The following is a 22,171-nucleotide window of genomic DNA, read 5'->3' on the forward strand; positions in this document are numbered from 1 at the left end:
GTGACTAATGTGACAGGTGTTACGGCGCGCCTCCGCTGGCTCGCCGGGGCGCGGCGTCATGATCACCCCTATGAACTTGACCACGATGCTCACTCGAAGCAGCAGCTCCCGGCCCGGCATCGTCGGAACAGTGCGCACCGACAGGGACATCAACCGGCTGCTGCAGCGCCTCAATCCGGGTGATATCGCCGTCATCGACATCCTCGATCTGGACCGCATCACGGCCGACGCTCTGGTCGACGCGCGTGTCAGTGCGGTGGTGAACGCCTCACCCTCGATCTCGGGCCGCTACCCGAATCTGGGACCCGAGGTGCTCGTGGCCAACGGCATCACCCTGATCGACAGCATCGGCCCGGAGGTCTTCAAGAAGGTCAAGGACGGCTCCACGGTCCGGGTGCACAACGGCGGTATCTACAACGGTGATCGGCGGCTGATCGCCGGGACTCCGCGCACCGACGCCGATGTCCACGATCTGATGACCGAGGCCAAGACGGGGCTGGTCGCCCACCTGGAAGCGTTCTCCGGTAACACCATCGAGTTCATCCGCAGTGAGAGTCCGCTGCTGATCGACGGCATCGGCATCCCGGATGTCGACGTCGATCTGCGCAACCGCCATGTTGTCGTGGTATCCGATGGCGTTGGCGCCGCGCACGATTTGAAGAATCTGAAGCCTTTCATCAAGGAGTACCAGCCGGTTCTGATCGGTGTCGGTACCGGTGCCGACACTCTCCGCAAGGCCGGTTACCGGCCGCTCATCGTGGTGGGTGATCCGTTGCTGATGAGCAATGATGTGCTGAAATCCGGTGCGCAGGTTGTCCTTCCGGCAGACTCCGATGGCCATGCCGCCGGATTGGAACGCATCCAGGACCTGGGGGTCGGGGCGGTGACCTTCCCGGCCGCGGGTTCGGCGGCCGATCTGGCGCTGCTCTTGGCGGATCACCATGGCGCGTCACTGATTGTCACGGTGGGACACAGCGCCTCCATCGAGGAGTTCTTCGATCGTGAACGCCAGCAGTCCAACCCGTCGACCTTCCTGACCCGGCTCAAGGTCGGCGCCAAGCTGGTCGATTCCAAAGCTGTTGCGACGCTGTACCGCAACCGGTTCTCGGGCGGAGCGATCGCGCTGCTGATCCTGGCGGTGCTGGTGGCGGTGATCACCATGCTGTGGGTCACCAGTGCGGGCGATAGCGCGGCCGAATGGCTGCTCGCCTACTGGAACCGGTTGATGGTGTGGGTGCAGAACCTGGTCAGCTGAGGCATACATGATCACCCTGCGCCAGCACGCGATATCTCTTGCCGCGGTTTTCCTTGCCCTCGCGGTGGGTGTGGTACTAGGTTCCGGCCTGCTCAACGACACATTGCTGTCAGGCCTGCGTGAGGACAAACGCAGCCAACAGCGCCAGATCGAGGACCTGAACCAAGACAAGAACGCGCTGAACGAAAAGCTCAATGCAGCAAGCAATTTCGATGCGACGATGGCGCCACGCATGGTGAGGGACTCGCTCGCCGATCGTAAGGTGGTGTTGATCACCACTCCGGAGGCCGATCGATCCGACGTGGACGGCATCGCCCAGTTGATCTCGACCGCGGGCGGCTCGGTTTCGGGCCGGATCGGGTTGACCGATCAGTTCACCGACGCCAACCAGGGTGAGCGGCTGCGCACCATCGTGAACTCGTCGATCCTGCCCGCGGGCACGCAACTACGCACGGACGCGGTGGACCAGGGATCGCAGGCGGGCGACCTGGTGGGGATCGTCCTGCAGATTCCCCAGCACAAACCGGAGGAACCCCCGCCAGCGGTGACCGACGAGCAGCGGAACACGGCGCTCACGGCGCTGCGTCAAAGCGGATTCATCACCTACACCGACGGGCAGGTGGCGCCCGGGAACCTGGCCGTCGTCATCACCGGGGGAGCGCTACCCAACGACGCCGGGAACAAGGGCTCCACGGTGGCGCGGTTCACCGCGGCCTTGGACCGGCGTGGCTCGGGTGCCGTGTTGACCGGCCGTAGCGGCTCGGCCAACGGCATCGCGGCGGTCGCGGTCACCCGCGCCGACAGTTCGATGGCTTCGGCGGCGAGCACCGTCGACGACATCGAGATGGCTTCCGGTCGCATCACCACCGTGCTGGCGCTGCGGGAACAGGCCGATGGGCACTCGGGCCGGTACGGACTCGGGCCCGGAGCTACCTCGATCACGGTGCCATAGCAGGGGGATCTAGCCCACATCACGCGGCGTGTTCGGCGCCGGTTGTCGCCGGATTTGTTAGGGTGAGGTTCCGTGGGTCAGCAGGGCCCCGAGCTATGAAGAATTGCCCTGCGCAGTCGTCACGGGAGCCAACTTGGCAGGTCTACGTAAGCATCCGCAATCCGCTACCAAGCATCTTTTTGTGAGCGGCGGAGTCGCCTCCTCACTGGGTAAGGGTTTGACCGCCTCCAGCCTTGGGCAACTTCTGACCTCACGCGGCTTGCAAGTGACCATGCAGAAGCTGGACCCCTATCTGAACGTCGATCCGGGCACCATGAACCCGTTCCAGCACGGTGAGGTGTTCGTCACCGAGGATGGCGCGGAGACCGATCTCGACGTCGGGCATTACGAGCGTTTCCTGGACCGTGATCTGTCCGGATCGGCGAATGTCACTACCGGACAGGTCTATTCGTCGGTCATCGCCAAGGAGCGGCGCGGCGAGTACCTGGGCGATACCGTGCAGGTGATTCCGCATATCACCGACGAGATCAAGAGCCGCATCCTGGCGATGGCCGAGCCCAACGAGAACGGGCAACGGCCCGACATCGTCATCACCGAGATCGGCGGCACGGTCGGTGACATCGAATCGCAGCCGTTCCTGGAGGCCGCGCGGCAGATCCGGCACGACGTCGGCCGCGACAACGTCTTCTTCCTGCACGTCTCGCTGGTGCCGTACTTGAAGCCGTCCGGCGAGCTCAAGACCAAGCCGACACAGCACTCCGTCGCCGCGCTGCGCAGTATCGGTATCACCCCGGACGCGTTGATCCTGCGCTGCGACCGGGATGTGCCCGAGCCGCTCAAGAACAAGATCGCCCTCATGTGCGACGTGGACGTCGACGGTGTCATCTCCACGCCGGACGCGCCGTCCATCTACGACATTCCCAAGGTGCTGCATCGTGAGGAGCTCGACGCCTACGTGGTGCGCCGGCTCAACCTGCCTTTCCGCGACGTGGACTGGACCGAGTGGGGCGAACTGCTGCAGCGTGTCCACGAGCCCAGCGAGTCGGTTCGAATCGCCCTGGTGGGCAAGTACATCGACCTTCCCGACGCCTACCTGTCGGTGACCGAGGCGCTGCGTGCCGGCGGATTTCGGCACCACACCAAGGTGGACATCAAGTGGGTGCCGTCGGATGACTGTGAGACCGAGAGCGGAGCGCAAGCAGCGCTCGGCGACGTCGACGGGGTACTGATTCCCGGCGGTTTCGGCATCCGGGGCATCGAGGGCAAGCTGGGCGCCATTCGTTACGCCCGCAAGCGCCGCGTGCCGATACTCGGGCTGTGTCTGGGATTGCAGTGCATGGTCATCGAGGCGGCGCGGTCGGCGGGTCTTGCCGACGCCAACTCCGCCGAGTTCGATCCCGAGACTCCGAGTCCGGTGATCGCCACCATGGCCGACCAGGTGCGGGCGGTCGCCGGCGAGGCGGATCTGGGTGGAACGATGCGCCTGGGCGCCTATCCGGCTGTGCTGGAGCCCGATTCCATCGTGGCCGAGGCGTACGGAACGACCGAGGTGTCCGAGCGTCACCGGCATCGCTATGAGGTGAACAACCCGTATCGCGACAAGATCGCCGAGAGTGGTCTGCGATTCTCCGGGACATCGCCCGACGGCCATCTGGTGGAATTCGTGGAGTACCCGCGTGAGGTCCATCCGTTCGCGGTGGCCACCCAGGCGCACCCGGAACTCAAGAGCCGTCCCACCCGACCGCATCCGCTGTTCAGCGCGTTCATCCGGGCTGCCATGGAATACAAAGCGGCCGAGCGTCTTCCGCTGGACCCCGACAGTGAGTGACGAGGCTTCCGCAGACAGCGAACGCCACGAGTTCGTCACCCTGGAGTCCGAACCCGTCTACATGGGCGGCATCCTGGCGCTGCGCCGGGATCGGGTGGCGATGCCCGGAGGCCGCAGCGCCATCCGGGAGGTGGTCGAGCACTACGGGGCGGTGGCGGTCGCGGCCATCGATGAAGCGGGGCAGGTCGCGCTGGTGCACCAGTACCGGCACCCGCTGGGCCATCGGCTGTGGGAGCTACCCGCCGGGCTGCTCGACATCGCGGGGGAGGACATCCAGCGGGCGGCGGCTCGTGAGCTGCTGGAGGAGGCCGGCGTCGCGGCCAGCACCTGGCGGGTGCTGGTGGACGCGGCCGCCTCGCCCGGATTCACCGATGAAGTGGTCAGGGTGTTCCTGGCCACCGGGCTGTCGCACCCGGGCCGGGGCGAAAGTCATGACGAAGAGGCCGATATGACGGTGCATTGGGTACCGCTGGCCGAGGCTGTCTCCATGGTGCTCGGCGGGGAGGTGGTCAACGCGATCGCGGCGGCAGGCATTCTGGCCGCACATGTCGCACTGCAAGGCCATGACACCCGGCCCGTCGGAGCACCGTGGCCGGACCGGCCCACCGCCTTCGCGAAGCGCAAGGCCACTACATGACGGCAGCGGTAGGACTCCTCGACGGCGAGATCCAGTCCTATCTGGATCACCTTGACGTGGAACGCGGCGTCGCCGCCAACACGCTGAGCTCCTACCGCCGGGACCTGCGCCGCTATCAACAGCACCTTGCCGAGCGCAGGATCGACCGGCTGGCCGATGTCACCGAACCCGATGTCAGCGATTTCGTGGTGACGCTGCGCCGTGGCGATCCGGAGAACGGCGTGCCCGAGCTATCGGCCTCGTCGGCGGCTCGCGCGCTGATCGCCGTGCGCGGGCTGCACCGGTTTGCCGCCATCGAAGGGCTGGCGCCGACAGATGTGGCCCGGGCCGTGAAGCCGCCCACCCCCAATCGTCGGCTTCCGAAAAGCCTGACCGTCGAGCAGGTGGAGGCACTGCTGAATGCCGCCGGTGGCGTGGACGGCGCCGCCGTGGGGCCCCTGGATCTGCGCAACCGCGCTCTGCTGGAGCTGCTGTATTCGACCGGAGCGCGCATCTCCGAGGCGGTAGGCCTGGATGTCGATGATGTGGACGTCCAGGCGCGTTCGGCGCTGCTCTGGGGTAAAGGCGGCAAGCAGCGTCTGGTGCCGGTGGGGCGGCCCGCCGTCGAAGCGCTGCAGGCGTACCTGGTGCGCGGCCGACCGGATCTGGCCCGGCGGGGGCGCGGCGGTGTCCCCGCGCTGTTTCTGAACTCGCGCGGTGGGCGGCTTTCTCGGCAGAGCGCGTGGCAGGTACTGGCCGATGCCGCCGAGCGGGCCAAGATCAGTGCCGCGGTTTCCCCGCACACCCTGCGGCATTCCTTCGCAACACACCTGCTGGAGGGCGGCGCCGATGTTCGTGTTGTCCAGGAGTTACTCGGCCACGCGTCGGTGACCACCACGCAGATCTACACGTTGGTCACCGTCAGTGCGCTGCGCGAAGTGTGGGCAGGCGCGCACCCCCGTGCCCGCTAGTAGCCGCCACATGCGCGGGTTGCCGCTAACGAAGGCCGCAACCCCACTAGACTTGCCCGAATGCCTTCGATGAGCCGCGCGCGCGAAGAGGGTCGAAGAGATGACCGGGAGGTGACGTGACGGACGGCAGTCTCGACTCTGACTTCCCCGCCGAAGACGGCGACCTTGATCTCACCGGTCGTCCCCCCAAAGACATTCCCGAGCCAAAGCCGCTGACCAGCCATGGGCCGGCCAAGGTCATCGCGATGTGCAACCAGAAGGGTGGGGTGGGTAAGACCACGTCGACCATCAATCTGGGTGCGGCGCTGGCCGGGTATGGCCGACGCGTCCTGCTGGTCGACCTGGATCCGCAGGGGGCGCTCTCCGCGGGCCTGGGCATCGCGCACCACGAGCTGGAGACCACGGTGCATAACCTGCTGGTGGAGCCGCGGGTGTCGGTGGACGACGTGCTCATGCGCACCCGGGTCGACGGTCTGGACCTCATTCCCAGCAATATCGACCTCTCCGCCGCCGAGATTCAGCTGGTCAACGAGGTGGGCCGGGAACACTCGCTGGCCCGTGCGCTGCACCCGGTGCTCGATCGCTACGACTACGTGCTCATCGACTGCCAGCCGTCGCTGGGGCTGCTGACAGTGAACGCGCTGGCCTGCTCCGAGGGCGTGGTCATCCCGATGGAATGCGCATTCTTCTCGCTGCGCGGCCTGGCGTTGCTCACCGATACCGTGGCCAAGGTGCGCGATCGGCTGAACCCGAAGCTGGCCGTGTCGGGAATTGTCATCACCATGTTCGATGCCCGGACGCTGCACGCGCGTGAGGTGATGGCCCGGGTCATCGAGGTATTCGGCGATCAGGTCTTCCATACCGTCATCACCCGCACCGTCCGCTTCCCGGAGACCAGTGTGGCGGGGGAGCCGATCACCACGTGGGCGCCCAAGTCTTCGGGTGCCCAGGCCTACATTTCCTTGGCTCGCGAGGTAATCGACCGGTTCGAATCGTGACGGTCGGCGTGGACCAGGAGCCGGAAGCCGTCGAGGCCGCGGCCGAACCCGCCGTGCCCGCCGCGGAGCCGGAGGCCGCCGACGCGCACGGCTTTCGTATTCGGCTCACGAACTTCGAGGGGCCATTCGATCTACTGCTGCAACTGATTTCGCAGCATCGACTGGATGTCACCGAAGTGGCGCTGCACCAGGTGACCGACGAGTTCATCGCGTACACCAAGACGCTGGGCGATACCTACAGCCTCGACGAGGTGACGGCCTTCCTGGTGGTGGCGGCCACCCTGCTGGACCTGAAGGCGGCGCGGTTGCTGCCCTCCGGTCAGGTGGACGATGCCGATGATCTGGCCCTCCTGGAAATCCGCGACCTGCTGTTCGCCCGACTGCTGCAGTACCGGGCGTTCAAGCATGTGGCGGAGATGTTCGCGGAGTTGGAGGCGGCCGCGTTGCGTTCGTACCCGCGCGCGGTGTCGTTGGAAGAACGCTTCAGCGACCTGCTGCCGCCGGTTCACTTGGGGCTCGATGGGGACCAGTTCGCCCAGCTCGCCGCTGGTGCGTTCACGCCACGGCCGGTGCCGACGGTGGGGCTCAGCCATCTGCACATTCCCCGCGTCTCGGTACCCGAGCACGCCAAGCGAATGGTGGAGCTGCTTGCCGAACGTGGCGCGGGGCAGTGGATGACCTTTACCGAGCTGGTGGCCGAATGCACGGCGCCCATCGAGATCGTGGCCCGCTTCCTGGGCGTGCTCGAGCTGTACCGCTCCAAGGCGGTACTATTCGAGCAATCCGAACCGCTTGGACCGCTCCAAGTTTCATGGACCGGTGAGCGCCCGGCGCAGGATGATCTAGAAAAGGCAGTGGACTACACATGAGCGAGCAGACGACCGCGGTCGAAAGCACGGACGAGTCCACCGAGCCCGAAGCACCAGCGGAGACCGGCACCGAGGAGTCTCTGCAGGACGAAACGGGCGACGACGAATTCGTCCCGATGACCGAGAGCGAACTCATCAGCACCCTGGAGGCGCTGCTGTTGGTCGTCGACACCCCGATCACCGCCGCGGCCGTGGCCGCCGTCGTCGCGCAGCCCCTGGATCGCGTAGCCGAAGCGCTGCAGCGGATTTCGGAGATCCTGACCGACCGCAGCAGCGGCATCGATCTGCGTGAGACCGTCGACGGCTGGCGGATGTACACGCGTGCCCGGTACGCCCCGTATGTCGAGAAACTGCTCCTGGACGGGGCACGTTCCAAGCTGACCCGGGCCGCGCTGGAGACCCTCGCCGTGGTGGCCTACCGGCAGCCGGTGACACGCTCGCGGGTCAGCGCCGTGCGCGGTGTCAATGTCGATGCCGTGATGCGAACCCTGCTGATGCGCGGCCTGATCGCCGAGGCCGGTACCGACGACGAATCCGGTGCGGTGATGTTCCGCACCACCGAGTTGTTCCTCGAGCGGCTCGGGCTGACGTCGCTGTCCGACCTTCCCGATATCGCACCGCTGCTTCCCGACATCGATGTGATCGACGACCTATCCGAAAACCTCGGTGACGAGCCGCGGTTCGCGCGGCTCAACCGGACGCCCGATGGCGGTGCTGGATCTGGTGCCGCACCCGCCTTTACCGTTGATCAGGACTGAAACCATGAGCGAAGAAGGTATTCGGCTCCAGAAGGTGTTGTCGCAGGCAGGAATTGCGTCACGCCGGGTGGCTGAGCGGATGATTTACGACGGCCGCGTCGAGGTCGACGGCGAGATCGTCACCGAGCAAGGCAAGCGAATCGACCCCGCGGTCAACGTGGTTCGGGTCGATGGCGCACGCGTGATCATGAACACCGACCTGGTGTATCTGGCTCTGAACAAGCCGTTCGGAATGCTCTCGACCATGTCGGATGATCGCGGCCGGCCCTGCATCGGAAAGCTGATCGAGGAGCGGGTCCGCCGCAACCAGGGCGTACGCAACGTCGGCCGCCTGGACGCCGACACAGTCGGGCTGATCCTGTTGACCAATGATGGCGAGCTGACCCACCGGCTCATGCACCCGTCGTACGAGGTGCCCAAGACCTACATCGCCACGGTCGCCGGCACCATCCCGCGTGGCCTGGGCCGACAATTGCGTGACGGCGTCGAACTCGCCGATGGTCCGGCCAAGGTGGATGAGTTCAAGTTCCTGGGCACCACAGACGGTCAGAGCATGGTGCAACTGACGCTGCACGAGGGTCGCAACCGCATCGTGCGCCGGATGATGGACGCCGCGGGACACCCGGTGGTGGAGTTGGTGCGCACCAAGATCGGCGAGGTGGCGCTGGGGAACCAGCGCCCCGGCAGCCTGCGGGCCCTGGGCCGCGATGAGGTCGGCTCGCTGTACAAGGCGGTAGGCCTGTGACGCGCGTCGTGGTGGCCGTGGACGGCCCCTCCGGTACCGGAAAATCCTCTGTGGCAAAGGAGTTGGCCCGCCAGTTGGGGGCCTCGTACCTTGATACCGGGGCGATGTACCGGATCGTGACGCTGTGGGTGCTACGTGCCGGCGTCGATCTCACCGATTCCGCGGCCATCGCGGCCGCGTCCGAGCAGGTGCCCATGTCGGTGAGCTCCGATCCCGACGCGCAGACGGCCCTGCTTGCGGGCGAAGATGTTTCGGTCCCAATCCGGGGTGCCGAGGTAACCGGAGCGGTCTCCGCGGTGTCGGCGGTGCCGGCGGTGCGCGAACGTTTAGTACGCCAGCAGCGCGAGCTTGCCGAGACGAGCGGCGCGGTGGTGGTAGAGGGTCGCGATATCGGCACCGTGGTGCTGCCGGACGCGGATGTAAAGATCTACCTCACCGCGTCGGCACAGGCGCGGGCACAGCGGCGTAACGCGCAGAACGTCTCCGGCGGTGGCGCTGACGAATACGAGCGGGTGCTGGCCGATGTGCAACGCCGCGATCACCTGGATTCCACCCGGGCCGTATCGCCGCTGCGCCCGGCCGAAGACGCGGTGGAAGTTGACACCAGCGATATGACACAGGATCAGGTCGTGGCCCACCTGCTGGACCTGGTGCGTACTAGGGCAGGGGCATCTCGATGACCGATGGCACGTGGGAAGATGAAAGTGAGTGGGAGCTCACCGAATTCGACGCAGACGAGGACACCGACGAGCCCAGCGCCCCACCCGCCGTGGTTGCGGTGGTGGGTCGGCCCAACGTCGGCAAGTCGACATTGGTGAACCGGATCATCGGTCGGCGCGAGGCCGTGGTGCAGGACATCCCCGGTGTCACCCGGGACCGTGTCTCGTATCCCGCCGAGTGGCTTGACCGGCGCTTCACGGTGCAGGACACCGGTGGCTGGGAGGCCGACGCGACCGGTCTGCAGCAGCTCGTGGCCGAGCAGGCCCGGCACGCGATGGCCACCGCGGACCTGATCATCCTGGTGGTAGACGCCACGGTGGGCCCGACATCAACCGACGAAGAAGCGGCCAAGCTATTGCGCCGCTCCGGTAAACCGGTCTTCTTGGCGGCCAACAAGGTTGATAGCGATCGTGCCGAGGCAGATGCCGCGGTGCTGTGGTCGCTGGGATTGGGCGAGCCCATGCCGATCAGCGCCATGCACGGGCGCGGGGTGGCGGACTTGCTGGACCGTGTGGTGGCCGATCTGCCCGAGGTGTCCTCGCGGGGAGCGGGGGAGGGCGGCCCACGACGGGTGGCACTCGTTGGAAAACCGAACGTGGGCAAGAGCTCTCTGCTGAACAGGTTGTCGGGCGATCAACGGGCGGTGGTTCATGACACCGCGGGCACCACCGTCGACCCCGTGGATACTTTGATCGAACTCGGTGGCAAGACTTGGCGTTTCGTCGATACGGCCGGTCTGCGGCGCAAGGTCGGCCAGGCTTCGGGGCACGAGTACTACGCATCACTGCGCACGCACGGCGCCATCGAGGCAGCCGAGGTCGCCATCGTCTTGCTGGACGCGTCGCAGCCGATCACCGAACAGGACCAGCGGGTGCTGTCGATGGTGATTGAATCCGGACGGGCGCTGGTGCTGGCGTTCAACAAATGGGATCTGGTGGATGAGGACCGCCGCGAGCTCCTTGAACGTGAGGTAGACCTTCAGCTTGCCCAGCTCAATTGGGCACAACGCGTGAATATTTCAGCTAAAAGCGGACGAGCCGTGCAGAAGCTCGTACCCGCGCTGGAGTCTGCGCTGGATTCCTGGGACAAGCGGATTTCCACCGGTCAGCTCAATACCTGGGTCAAGGAAGTGGTTGCCGCCACGCCGCCTCCGGTGCGTGGAGGGAAGCAGCCGCGCGTGTTGTTCGCCACTCAGGCCACTTCGCGGCCGCCCACTTTCGTGTTGTTCACCACTGGTTTCCTGGAGGCGGGGTACCGCAGATTCCTCGAACGCAGGTTGCGCGAGAGTTTCGGCTTCGATGGAACTCCGATCCGGATAAATGTCCGGGTGCGTGAAAAGCGAAGCGCCAAACGCTAACTCGCCGCGAGATGGCAACGGGCACAAGCTAAAAGACCGCATGCACATTGCTCTCTCAGGCTCCGTTCACCGAATATTCGCGCTCGCGTTGTGATCTACCCGATCCGAATCGCCCACTTTTTCCGTTTGCCGACCTAGGCTGGCGTGACCGTCTACCATCCTGCGGCGGTATCAAAACCACCTACTGAAAGGCGCACACAGTGGCGGACACACTCACCCAGGGCCAGAAGCTGGACTCGGGACAGAGCCTCACCTCGAACAACGGCGCGTACACCCTGACCCTGCAGGATGACGGCAACCTGGTGCTGACCGATGGCGGCAGCCCGGTATGGGCCTCGGACACCAGCGGACACTCCGCTGGCCGCGCAGAGGTGCAGGGCGACGGCAACTTCGTCGTGTACGACAACGGCGGCGGCGCGCTGTGGAGCAGCAACACCGAGGGTCGTTCCGACGTGAAGCTGGTTCTGCAGGACGACCGCAACTTGGTGCTGTACTCGGGTGCTGACTCCGTGTGGTCCTCGGGCACTCAGACCGACACCCCGGTTGCCCCGGCCGCCGAGTCCGTTGAGGTCGCTCCCGCGGCCGTCGAGGAGCCGGCTCCCGCGCCGGAGCCCCGTACCTACACCGTCGAGTCCGGCGACACCCTCTGGGCCATTGCTGAGCGCTTCTACGGCGACGGAAACCAGTACCAGAAGATCGCCGATGCCAGCGGCATCGCCAACCCGGATCTGATCAACCCCGGCCAGGTGCTGACCATCCCGGAGTAATCACGCCGGCTTAGAGCACGCAGTATTGCCCCATCGGCCCCGTCGGGTTAATCCCCGGCGGGGCCGATGTTGTTTTACTGCCGCAAGTAACCGTCCGGGTGGTGAAACCAATTGATCCGCGGGGTGCGGGTCGGGTCGACATGCGCGGGCGGGATCCACCAGGTGCGCCCGTCCGGGCCGCGGATGGCCCGCCAGTGCTGATCGCCGGTCCCGAGTAGCTTGTGATGCCGCTCGCAGCCCAGGGTGAGGTTATCGACATCGGTGTTGCCGCCGATCGCCCACTCATTCATGTGATGTACCTGGCAGTGATATGCCGGTCTATCGCAGCCGGGATATGTGCACCCACGCTCGTTGGCCGTCAACACAATTCGCTGATCTGCGGTGGCGATCCGCTTCGCGCGACCAAGATAGAGGGCGCGGCCGTCATCATCGAAGATCGCCAGGTAGTGGTGGGCATGGCTGGCCATCCGAATCAGGTCCGGCATCGGCACGAGCGAGCCCCCACCTGCCACCGCGTGACCCGCACCGGTCTCTAATTCTCGTAGAGTCGTGGTGACAACGGCGGCTACCGGCAGCCCACGGTGATGCCCCAGTTCTCCGGAAGACAGCACCGATCGGCAGGCGGCCTTGAGTGCGTCGTGCTGGCGTTGCGCAGTCGAACGAGTGTCATGCTGCGCCATCTCGAGATCGGGATCACCACCCACGCAGGGTTTTTCATCGTCGGGATGGCACGCACCGGGCGCCGCGAGCTTGGCGAAGATCGCGTCCAGGTAGGCGCGCAACTCCGGATCGAGATCGAATGTGCCGGGTGTCATGAGGTCGGCGCCCTGACGGCCGAGCCGGAATCCGCGCCGTCGAGCCCGATCGGTTTCACTGGTGAGACTGCCGTCGGGATCAAGGTGGGCCAGCAGCCGATCCGCGGCCTTGCGGAGCTCGTCCGGCCGCAACGTCTCGGTGAGCCAGGCGAGCTGTCTCTCGGCGGCCATCCGGGTCTGAATGTCGATGGCGCCGGGGATGCGGTCCCAGAATTGGCGAATGACCGCGATATGGTCGGCTCCGGCGGTGCCCGCACGCTGCGCGGCGGCCGTGGCCACCAGCACCGGTTCGACAGGTTCGCCGCTCAATGCGGTGGTCGGCGCCAGCTCTGCGGCATCCCGGATGCGTCGGCGCGCGTCGGTCCGGCTGATGCGCAAGGTATCGGCTAGGACATCGCCCAGGCAGGCGCCGCCGAACTGTCCCGGAACATGTCCGGCGACAAGCTCATTGACGATCCCGTGGGTGGCTGCCGGGATGCGACGCGTGAGCGTCTCCAGATCGCGCAGAATCGCCAGCCGCTCATGGTGGGTAAGTGCGTAGGTATCGAGCTCCGCGAGGGCGTCGACCGCAGCGCAGAGCCCGGCGAGGACCTCTGCCGCATCGACATCCACTATCGAACGCATGTTCGAATGATAGCGCGCCACTCCGACAAGTAGGTGTCAAATGTTTTGAATGATTCACGTGTGACACAAGTGATTTCGGGAATCCGTGGCCGTCAAGGGGGAACCGAATTCAGAAAATGGCCAGACCTACGGTAGGCTTCCGTCTGCTGCTCATCGCAGCGGCGGGCTGTGGCGCAGCTTGGTAGCGCACTTGACTGGGGGTCAAGTGGTCGCAGGTTCAAATCCTGTCAGCCCGACAACAAAACCACCCGATACCGGGTGGTTTTTTGTTTTCCGTTCGCCGGGCCCGCGGTCATATCACGTGTTCTCGGTGATCTTGATCAGAGTCGTTCCCGGGAGCACTCCTTTCTGCCAGACTGAGCCGTCGTCTAGCTGGGCCGTCGAAGGGACGCCGAGGGTGCGGGTTACGCGTGAGGCGGAGGGGACTTCCTCGGACGCCAGTGGAGGCAGAAGGTTCAGGCTGTTGCGCTACCGTCCGTTGTCCAGGGTCAGCATCCAGTCCAAGCTGATCGCGATGATGGTGGTCTGCACCATTGTGGGAGCCGCCGTGGTCGGCATCATCGCCTTCCAGGTCGGCCGCACTGGACTGCGTACCGCGGCATTCACCCGGCTTACCGAGGTACGGGAGGGGCAATCGCGAGCGCTCTCAGGGCAGCTTTCGGACCTGAAGAATTCGCTGGCCGTCTATTCTCGCGGTACTACCGTCACCGACGCGCTTGCCGCGTTCACCAATGGCTTTGATCAACTGTCCAATGCCACCATCGACCCCGCCCAGTGGCAATCGATCGTCAACTACTACAACAACAACTTTCTCAAGCAGACCGAGCAGAACAGCGGGATCAAACTCGACGCCGCCGCTGTACTGCCCACCACGAACGCGCAACGTTATCTACAGGCGGTGTACACCGCCGCACGTAAGTCTGACGACGTGGCCATCACCATCAACGATCCACATGATGGCAGCGCCTGGTCGGCGGCGAACGCCCGGTATCAGGAGTACTTCCGTGAGATCGCTACCCGCTTCGAGTTTCAGGATGCGCTGCTGCTCGACACCCGCGGAAACATCGTCTACACGGCGTTCAAAGATGTCGACCTGGGGACCAACATTCTCACCGGCCCATACAACGGATCGAAACTGCATGACGCGTACCAGCGGGCGCTGACGTCCAACGACTCGAACTTTGTGCTGTTCACCGACTTCGAGATCTATCAGCCCGCCGAGAACGAGCCCACCGCGTGGATCGTGGCGCCGATCATTCCCAACGGAAGGGCGGCCGGTGTGCTCGCCCTGCAGTTCCCGGTCTCGAAGATCAACAGTCTGATGACCTTCGACAAACGTTGGCAGGCGGCAGGCATGGGTAAGACCGGCGAGTCTTACCTGGCGGGCCCGGACGGGTTGATGCGGTCGGATTCGCGTCTGTTCCTGGAAGACCCGCAGAGCTACAAGCGGGACGTCGTCGCGGCGGGAACCCCGTCAGAGGTAGCCGATCGGGCAATCCGACTCGGTGGCACGACACTGGTGCAGCCGGTCGCTTCCGATGCCACCCAGGCGGCACAGCGCGGGCAATCCGGAACCGTCATTGCGACCAATTACCTGGGGCAGCAGACGTTACAGGCCTACGCGCCACTGGTACTGCCGGATTCCGATGTGCACTGGTCGGTGATCGCCACGGTCGATACCGCCGAGGCATTCGAAGGTGAGGTGTCCTTTACCAAAACCATCGTGGTATCGACCACCGGCATCATCTTCGTGGTCTGCCTGGCCGCGGCGTTTTTCGCCCAGCTCTTCGTGCGGCCGATCAGGCGGTTGGAGGAAGGGGCGCGGAGAATCAGCGCCGGCGACTACACGGTCGCGGTCCCGATCGAAACACGCGATGAAATCGCCGATCTGACTAAGGCATTCAATGAAATGAGCAGAAGTCTGACCATCAAGGAAGATCTGCTCACCGAACAACGCCAGGAAAACGACCGACTGCTGCGGGCACTGATGCCCGAACCCTTCGCCGTGCGGTATCGGCAAGGCGAAGAGCTTATCGCCACCGAACGTCATGACGTGTCGGTCATATTCGCCGATATCGTCGGTTTGGATCGTCTTCAGGCCGAGCTGGCTTCCGAAGATTCCCTCGCACTCTTCAATGATCTTGTGCGCCAACTGGATGCGGTATCCGACGATCTTGGAATCGAGCGGGTGCGGACAGCGCACAACGGCTATCTCGGCAGCTGCGGCCTCAACACTCCGCGGCTGGACAACGTGCGCAGGATCATCGACTTCGCTCTGGCCTGCCAGGGAATCATCGGGCGATTCAACAGTGAGACCGGGCATGAACTGGGCTTGCGGGCAGGGGTCGATACCGGCACGGTGAGCAGCGGGTTGGTTGGGCGTCCCACGATGGTCTACGAAATGTGGGGAGCTGCGGTCAATCTGGCCTATCAAGTGAAGAGCGGCTCGCCGCAGCAGGGCATCTACGTCACGTCGCGAGTGCACGAAGCCCTGCGGGAAACGTTCGAGTTCACCTCGGCCGGAGTGGTCACGGTTGACGGGGAAGAACAACCGATCTGGCGGCTCACGGAGCACCTGTGATGACCGACATACTCACCTCGCCCTGGTTCTTCTGGTCGATCGGTATCGCGGTCGGGTTGCCGTTGGGATTGATAATGCTGACGGAGTGGCAGCAGGCGCTGCGCCGCAAGCACAGCGTCCTGGTGCGGCCGGTCACTGTGCTGCGCAATTATCTGCTACCGCTCGGTGCGCTCCTGTTGCTCCTGATCGAGGCGAAACAGATACCGCCAGAGGAAACTTGGGTCCGCCTGGTGGGCACCCTCTTCGCGTTTGTGGTGTTGGTGCTGGTGCTCTCCGGCGTGGGCGCCACCCTGTTCCACGGCGCCCCCGAAGGAACGTGGCGTAAACGGGTTCCGGTCATTTTCGTCGACGTGGCACGGTTCGTGGTGATCATCGTCGGCCTAGGCATGATCTTCTCCTACATCTGGGGCGCCAATGTGCGTGGACTGTTCACGGCGCTCGGCGTGACATCCATCGTGATGGGGCTCGCGCTACAACAGTCCGTCGGCCAGATTGTCTCTGGGCTGTTGATGCTCTTCGAACAGCCGTTTCGGATAGGGGACTGGCTGGACACGCCCACCGCGCACGGCCATGTGGTCGAAGTCAATTGGCGTGCCGTACATCTGCAGACCGACAGTGGTCTGCAGATCACGCCGAACTCCGTGCTGGCAACCGCTTCGTTCACAAACGTGAGCAGGCCGGCGGGCAGGCACAACATCGCGATCGTCAGCGTCTTCTCCGTCGAAGATCCACCGGATCAGGTCTGTGCCATGCTGCTGCGCGTTGCGGCCGACTTGCCCCGGCTGCGGGAGGACGCAGAGCCTTCGGCGATCCCGTTGGGCGGCGGGGAATACCGCACCATGATCCCGCTGCGATCATTCGACGATGATGGCCAACTGAAGGCGACCTTCCTTCGCTGGATCTGGTACGCGGCTCGCCGGGACGGGCTGCATCTCGACCGGGCGGCAGAGCCGTTCTCAACACCCGAGCGGCTCGCCGACGCGATACAGACGGTGGTCGCACCGACATTGCGGCTGGGGCCGGAGGATCAGCAGACGTTGACCGCGCACTCGACGCTTCAGCGGTATGGCGCCGATGAAAAGATCCAGGGCTCTGGCGAGGTACCGAGTCACATGTTGTTCATCGTCTCGGGCCGGGTGCTGCTGACGGCGGGTACGGCGGAAGGTTCGGAGATATCGGTCGGTACGCTCGATGAAGGGTCATTTCTGGGGCAGAGCACGCTGACGCGCCAAGCTCAAATGTCGCTAAACTACCCTCATGGCGAAACCGAGAACTCCCGGTCAACGCGTCGGGGTGCGGTCGGCGGCGATCTACGCCCGGATCTCCGCCGATGTGGAGGGCACCGGGCTGGGAGTGGCACGTCAGTTGGAGGACTGCCGCAAGCTCGCCGCTGATCGGGGCTGGCAGGTCGGCGATGAGTACGTCGACAACGATGTATCGGCCTACTCGGGCAAGCCGCGTCGCGAGTACGCCCGGATGTTGGATGACCTGAAATCCGGTGCGCGTGATGCGGTGATCGTCTACAACCTCGACCGTCTGCATCGTCGCCCGGTCGAGTTGGAAGACTTCGTCACCCTGTGTGAAGTGGCGGGCGTGCGCGATGTCGCCACCGTGACCGCCGACATCGATCTCGGCAACGATGACGGGTTGTTCATGGCCCGGATTTTCGCCGCGTTCGCCGCCAAAGAATCCGGCCGCAAATCCGCGCGTATCCGCCGCAAAATGCTGCAGAACGCCGAACAAGGATTGCCGCACGGCCCAGCGCGGCCGTTCGGCTACGAACCCGACAAAATCACCCTCCGCCCCGACGAAGCGAAAGTCGTTCGGGAGATGGTGGACCGCTACCTGGCCGGGGCATCGATCCGATCGTTGACGATTTGGCTCAACGACACCGGGATCGCCCCGCCCGCGTCCACGTCGTGGCAGACCACCACCGTCCGCCACATCCTGGCCTCAGGACGGATTGCCGGGTTGCGCGAGCATCACGGGGAGGTGATCGGTCCCGCGGCGTGGCCGGCGATCATCACCCCCGCCGAGCGGGACCGCATCCTCGCCCGGATGACTGCCCGCTCAGTGACCAAGACCCGCGCCCCACGCACCTACCTACTGTCTGGGATGCTGCGCTGCGGACGCTGCGGGAACCGCTTGTTTTCCCAAGCCCGCCACAACAATCCAACCAACCGAGTCCGCCGCTACGTCTGCCTCAAAGGCCCCGACCACGGCGGCTGCGGCCGACTCACCGTGGTCGCGCAACCAGTCGAAGAACTGTTGACTGACGCGGTACTGACCCGACTGGACTCCCCGCAGCTCGCCGACGCCCTGAACGGGAAAGCCAGAGTCGACGCTGATGTCGCCGCGCTCGCTGCGCAGCTAGAAGCCGACCAGGCCCGCCTCGACGAGCTCGCCGCACTCTATGCCGAGGGCGCGGTGACCGCACGGGAATGGATCGCTGCCCGCGACCCCATCACCAACCGCATCACCCAAACCCGCCGCGACATCGCAAAAGCCACCGACACCAGCTCAATAGTGGACCTCGTGGGCACCGGCAACGCGCTACGCGGCCAATGGGACGGCCTCGACATCGACCGCCAACAAGCCATCATCAAATCAGTACTCGACCACGCCGTCATCGCACCCGGCACCCCCGGCTCCCGCGGCCTCGACATCAACCGCGTCCAGCCAGTTTGGCGTGTGTAGATCGCGCTTCTGTCGCGCAGGCACGACTGTCGCAAACTGTTCCAGATTGGACCCGTGTGACAATCCGGCTGGTGTCCGACTTGCTATTTCGTCGTTCATGCCAGGCGTCCTGGTCAACGGCGACAGGCGCTGCCGACTTAGCATCGGATCACAGAGGGCGCACTGTGCAGATCAGTCCTGGCGACCGGTGCGCCATGATCAGCCATGAGTGACACCTGACCGGCAGTGTGAAACCGGGTCACCTGAACAGCTCAGCGCCGGATCTCACGGGCAGGCGCATATCTGTGGCGAGTAGGGCATCGATCAGAGCGATAGTCTGGTTTTGGTCTCGGTCGAAGATCTCGGTGTGAGCTTGCGCGACCAGCCGCATCGTATCGATGAACGGTATGTGGCGCAGTTTCGCTTGTTCCACTGCCGCGCGTTCATCGAGAACTGCAACCAGTCCACGATGTTTGGCACAGGCGATGACGGCGCACTCGCCCATGTGCTCACCAGTGCCGCCCCCAAGCACCACTTTGACGTGCAGTGCTGTCCATTGTTCGTCGTCATTCATGAATATCCGCTCTGCCCACGCTGCCGAATCCACAGAAGGCACACCAGGATGGAGGTTTCTTGCCTTGTCGATCTCCACTTCGACCTCGCGCGGCACCAGCACGATGCCCTGAGGAGCCAAGCGCTCAAGGACACCGCTGTGACCGGCGCGGCAGAAATGGGTGAATGTGCTGGTGTCCATCACCCATTGCGCGGCGGGGTCAGTCCCCACCGACCGCGAACAGCGTTCGTAGGCTGGCGAGAGATTCCGTTTCCCGCTCTGGAAGATCGTCGCGGGTCATCGTTGCGCGAAGCAGTTCGATTGTCCTGGCGGCGGTCAATCGACCGGATGTGTAGCCCTCTACACATGCGGCGGCGAACCCTGGTGAAAGATAAGGGCATTTCGGTTCGTCGTCCCAGGATAGTTCCAGCCGAACGTAATCCCCGTGGCGGGGTTCATGGTCCAGTAGAGACTGAAACACCTCATATGAAATGAGGTCCAGGTTCTTTAACTGACCGACCGCCGCCTTCCAGCTCAGCCGAAACTGTGCTCCGACAGCGAGTGCACGGTCACGGGTGCTCCATTCGCTGTGTTCGTTCCAGACCTTTACCACTCCTGCACGAGGAGCGAGGAAGTGGATGGCGAATGACATGATCATCTTCTCGTGATCATCACCTGGTGACCCGTCATAGGCGTCGCCACACAGCCAGTGCCCGAGTTCATGCGCGAGGGTCATACGCCGTCGACCAGAGCGAACGTGCCCGTTGACAACGGCAACCGCCACGCCGTGGCTGACCTCAACGCACCCACCGTCAGGTCCGTTCTCGCCCAGCGACGCCGCATAGGTGTACAGCCCCAATCGTTCGCACACGTGCGCGAGGTGGTGTACGGGCTCATTGCCGATATCGAGCTGGTCTCGGACGTGCCTCGCCAATTGCTCGGCATCCTGGTGAGTGTGCGGGGTACGTGCCTCCTGGTCCCGCTTGACGGGATGAAGCAGGCCCATGTCGAGCAGCGTCCGCGTATCGCTGGCGAACAACTCGATCTCGTCGTCGAGGGCCCGCGAGGTCTCATCGGGTCGGGCGCTGTCTGACCGGCGGCTGACCACTGCTGGCAGCGGCTCGTTGACGAAGAAGGCGAGCGGACGCCTCAGCGCCTCTGCGATGGCGACCATCTCGGTCATGGCGAGTTTGCGTTCGCCCTTCTCGGCACGAACCAGCGCCGTGCGCTCCATGTCGACCAGCTCAGCGAGTTTGCTCTGAGGGATGCCCGCGTCTTCTCGCGCTCGGGCAACACGGTGTCCAAGCGTTACGTGGTCCATGTGTGCGATTTTCACACATGAAGGTCGGAGTGTCGATACCGGGCCCTCTACCTGCGGAATTACGCGGCTGTAGTTCCCAGCCCAACGACACCACTGCCGCAGAACCATGGGAGATGGTCACGGTCTCCGGAGCCGGCGAGATCGGACTCACGCAGCGGTCCAGTCCGCCTTGGGACCGTACTTGAGTAGGTCGTAGATGCACACCGCCTTCGTGAACTGTGAGGTCATTTTGCCGTCCTCGTCGGTGTATTCATTCTCACATTCGATTAGGAAGTTCTTGAGCACCCGAGGCTCTATTGCGGTGTGCGCGAACGCCCCGAAGTGTGCCAGCACCTCATCGGTCGTGCAGTACTGGATCATCCCCTTGAGCGACTTATGTGTCTGCGCAAGAGTTTTCGCCTTGCGCATAATGCTGGTGCTGGGCCGCAGGTTGCTGGTGTCCTGAATGCGTTTCAGCAACTTTGGTGAGATGTCCTGGTCGTCCTTGATGTGCCCGCTGGTGTCGAGATACCCCGCCGCCCTCAGATACTTGTACATCGGGAAATTGCCGGCACGACTCATCATCTCGGGCAGCGTCATCTTCACCACGAAGTCAGAATCGAATTCCGCTGTCTCGTGCAGCACGTCGTGGCAGAGATCCTGGCGGGCGACCATCTTGTATCCACGCTTCTGAACCGCGGCAATAACTCCCACTCCGACGACGAACTCTGCATCGTCGTCAACAACTGCGTCGAGGTCGGTCACGTGCAGGAGCCTGTCCTGAGCCTCACTGTCGAGTACGAGCTTGTACAGTTTCTCCTTGATCTGGCGCAGGGTCCGCCTCGGAATCTTCTGATCGAGAGCGGCTAGGACATCGAAGATCGCCTGGAAGTCGGGCACGGTGATCGCGCGAACGGGCACGTTGTGGGCATTGGCACCAATAACCGTCGGCACCATCGAATGCTGGCTACCTTCCTGCCAGTTCACGAACAGCAACCGATCCTGCAACCGCGACATGTGCTCGTCGGTGAGACAACTGGCAAGACTTCCAAGGATCGACTGGACGTTGCTGTCGGTCATGCTGTAGCCGATGAAGATCACCGGATGCTCGGCGAAGAACGTCAGGAGCTTCGCCGCGAGGTAGGCGTTGCGGTCGCGAAACACTGCGTAGTCGGACTCTGTGATGACTAAACTGTTCGGGTCGTCCAGACTGCCGTGGATCTTGTAAATCTCGGCGATTCCAGTCGGATCGGAGAAGACAAGCTCATCCTGCCCGACGAACACACGATAGTCGGGGAAGACCGTCTCAAGGAACGGGTCGTAGTTCGTCGTGATGATCGCGTCGACCTTGGCGTTACGCAGTGCATCGACCTCTGACCTCAGCGCTCTGGGAATCGAACTCTTTAAACCTATGTCCTTCAGAACCTCGGCGACATAGATCTTGAGCGCGCTGTCGGGTCGAATCAGCTTGTCGGAGTGCTTATTCCGCAGCGGCTTCTCCTTGGCAGTCCACAGCCTGTCCTTGAGCGGCTCCACGAGTAGCTCGGCAATCTTCGGCAGGTCTTCGCTGGCGGTCGACCTGTAGTAACTGAACTCACGGTCGGTCATGCCTGCCAGCATTTCCAGCAGTGACTGCCAGTCCGGCATGTTGAGATATCGCCGCGAAACCCCCGACCCAGCGAACAGGATCGGCGCAGCGGCGAAGCGCGCGAGATGCGCAGCAAGGTCGCTGCGGAACTTGTCATCGAACCCTGCCACTGATCACCTTCCGATTGACGGCAACGTC

General features: G+C 64.0%; 18 protein-coding genes, 1 tRNA gene and 1 pseudogene. 16 read left to right on the top strand and 4 right to left on the bottom strand.

The window, feature by feature from the left end:
* Positions 1–70 precede the first annotated feature (70 nt).
* The 12 genes and pseudogenes from steA (at position 71) to ABG82_RS12520 (ending at position 11,836) form a co-directional block, all read left to right on the top strand.
* Complete coding sequence (steA, locus tag ABG82_RS12465; RefSeq protein ID WP_043079275.1) at positions 71–1,255, top strand: putative cytokinetic ring protein SteA; 1,185 nt, start codon at positions 71–73, stop codon at positions 1,253–1,255.
* 7 nt (positions 1,256–1,262) lie between these two features.
* The gene (locus ABG82_RS12470) at positions 1,263–2,207 is read left to right on the top strand and encodes a copper transporter (RefSeq protein WP_043079274.1); all 945 of its coding nucleotides are present in this window, start codon (positions 1,263–1,265) and stop codon (positions 2,205–2,207) included.
* A 133-nt stretch (positions 2,208–2,340) separates the two neighbouring features.
* Positions 2,341–4,020 (top strand): annotated as a pseudogene (locus ABG82_RS12475) (CTP synthase); the annotation flags it as partial.
* A 76-nt stretch (positions 4,021–4,096) separates the two neighbouring features.
* Positions 4,097–4,672 (top strand): NUDIX domain-containing protein, encoded by a 576-nt coding sequence (locus ABG82_RS12480; protein WP_043079308.1) that lies wholly within the window; start codon positions 4,097–4,099, stop codon positions 4,670–4,672.
* Entirely contained in the window at positions 4,669–5,622 is a 954-nt protein-coding gene (gene xerD / locus ABG82_RS12485) for a site-specific tyrosine recombinase XerD (protein ID WP_043079272.1), read from the top strand. Before ABG82_RS12480 ends, xerD begins: the two co-directional genes overlap by 4 nt.
* Before the next feature lie 116 nt (positions 5,623–5,738).
* Positions 5,739–6,620, top strand: a complete 882-nt coding sequence (locus ABG82_RS12490) for a ParA family protein (protein WP_043079271.1) — start codon at positions 5,739–5,741, stop codon at positions 6,618–6,620.
* Entirely contained in the window at positions 6,617–7,489 is an 873-nt protein-coding gene (locus tag ABG82_RS12495) for a segregation and condensation protein A (RefSeq protein ID WP_043079270.1), read from the top strand. Before ABG82_RS12490 ends, ABG82_RS12495 begins: the two co-directional genes overlap by 4 nt.
* Positions 7,486–8,247 (top strand): SMC-Scp complex subunit ScpB, encoded by a 762-nt coding sequence (scpB, locus tag ABG82_RS12500; protein ID WP_043079269.1) that lies wholly within the window; start codon positions 7,486–7,488, stop codon positions 8,245–8,247. Before ABG82_RS12495 ends, scpB begins: the two co-directional genes overlap by 4 nt.
* Positions 8,248–8,251: 4 nt before the next feature.
* Complete coding sequence (locus ABG82_RS12505) at positions 8,252–8,992, top strand: pseudouridine synthase (protein ID WP_043079268.1); 741 nt, start codon at positions 8,252–8,254, stop codon at positions 8,990–8,992.
* Between the two features lie 8 nt (positions 8,993–9,000).
* Positions 9,001–9,672 carry a (d)CMP kinase gene (cmk, locus tag ABG82_RS12510; protein WP_078343997.1) on the top strand — a complete coding sequence of 224 codons (672 nt, stop codon included), beginning with the start codon at positions 9,001–9,003 and terminating at the stop codon, positions 9,670–9,672.
* Positions 9,669–11,069: a ribosome biogenesis GTPase Der gene (gene der, locus ABG82_RS12515; RefSeq protein ID WP_043079266.1), complete on the top strand. Its 1,401-nt coding sequence runs from the start codon at positions 9,669–9,671 to the stop codon at positions 11,067–11,069. Before cmk ends, der begins: the two co-directional genes overlap by 4 nt.
* A 200-nt stretch (positions 11,070–11,269) precedes the next feature.
* The gene (locus ABG82_RS12520; protein WP_043079265.1) at positions 11,270–11,836 is read left to right on the top strand and encodes a LysM peptidoglycan-binding domain-containing protein; all 567 of its coding nucleotides are present in this window, start codon (positions 11,270–11,272) and stop codon (positions 11,834–11,836) included.
* 74 nt (positions 11,837–11,910) lie between these two features.
* Here the strand turns inward: ABG82_RS12520 and ABG82_RS12525 are convergent, their stop codons facing one another.
* Positions 11,911–13,275, bottom strand: a complete 1,365-nt coding sequence (locus ABG82_RS12525; RefSeq protein ID WP_043079307.1) for an HNH endonuclease signature motif containing protein — start codon at positions 13,273–13,275, stop codon at positions 11,911–11,913.
* Between the two features lie 162 nt (positions 13,276–13,437).
* Between ABG82_RS12525 and ABG82_RS12530 the strand changes: the two genes are divergently transcribed.
* From ABG82_RS12530 to ABG82_RS12545, 4 genes are all read left to right on the top strand, one after another.
* Positions 13,438–13,511, top strand: a tRNA-Pro gene (locus tag ABG82_RS12530).
* A 227-nt stretch (positions 13,512–13,738) separates the two neighbouring features.
* On the top strand, positions 13,739–15,856 hold the full coding sequence (locus tag ABG82_RS12535; RefSeq protein WP_080890273.1) for an adenylate/guanylate cyclase domain-containing protein: 2,118 nt from the start codon (positions 13,739–13,741) through the stop codon (positions 15,854–15,856).
* Positions 15,856–17,250, top strand: coding sequence for a mechanosensitive ion channel family protein (locus ABG82_RS12540; RefSeq protein ID WP_052511077.1), 1,395 nt, complete (start codon positions 15,856–15,858; stop codon positions 17,248–17,250). Before ABG82_RS12535 ends, ABG82_RS12540 begins: the two co-directional genes overlap by 1 nt.
* Positions 17,150–18,553 carry a recombinase family protein gene (locus ABG82_RS12545; RefSeq protein ID WP_234708069.1) on the top strand — a complete coding sequence of 468 codons (1,404 nt, stop codon included), beginning with the start codon at positions 17,150–17,152 and terminating at the stop codon, positions 18,551–18,553. Before ABG82_RS12540 ends, ABG82_RS12545 begins: the two co-directional genes overlap by 101 nt.
* A gap of 238 nt (positions 18,554–18,791) precedes the next feature.
* On the opposite strand, the gene ABG82_RS12550 is transcribed toward ABG82_RS12545, so the two are convergent.
* From ABG82_RS12550 to ABG82_RS12560, 3 genes are all read right to left on the bottom strand, one after another.
* Complete coding sequence (locus tag ABG82_RS12550; RefSeq protein WP_023870416.1) at positions 18,792–19,286, bottom strand: hypothetical protein; 495 nt, start codon at positions 19,284–19,286, stop codon at positions 18,792–18,794.
* Between the two features lie 19 nt (positions 19,287–19,305).
* Positions 19,306–20,406, bottom strand: a complete 1,101-nt coding sequence (locus ABG82_RS12555; RefSeq protein WP_023870417.1) for a helix-turn-helix domain-containing protein — start codon at positions 20,404–20,406, stop codon at positions 19,306–19,308.
* Between the two features lie 147 nt (positions 20,407–20,553).
* Positions 20,554–22,143, bottom strand: coding sequence for an SIR2 family protein (locus ABG82_RS12560; protein WP_033720768.1), 1,590 nt, complete (start codon positions 22,141–22,143; stop codon positions 20,554–20,556).
* Positions 22,144–22,171 lie beyond the last annotated feature (28 nt).

It is taken from the genome of Mycobacteroides immunogenum (assembly GCF_001605725.1).
Classification (GTDB): domain Bacteria; phylum Actinomycetota; class Actinomycetes; order Mycobacteriales; family Mycobacteriaceae; genus Mycobacterium; species Mycobacterium immunogenum.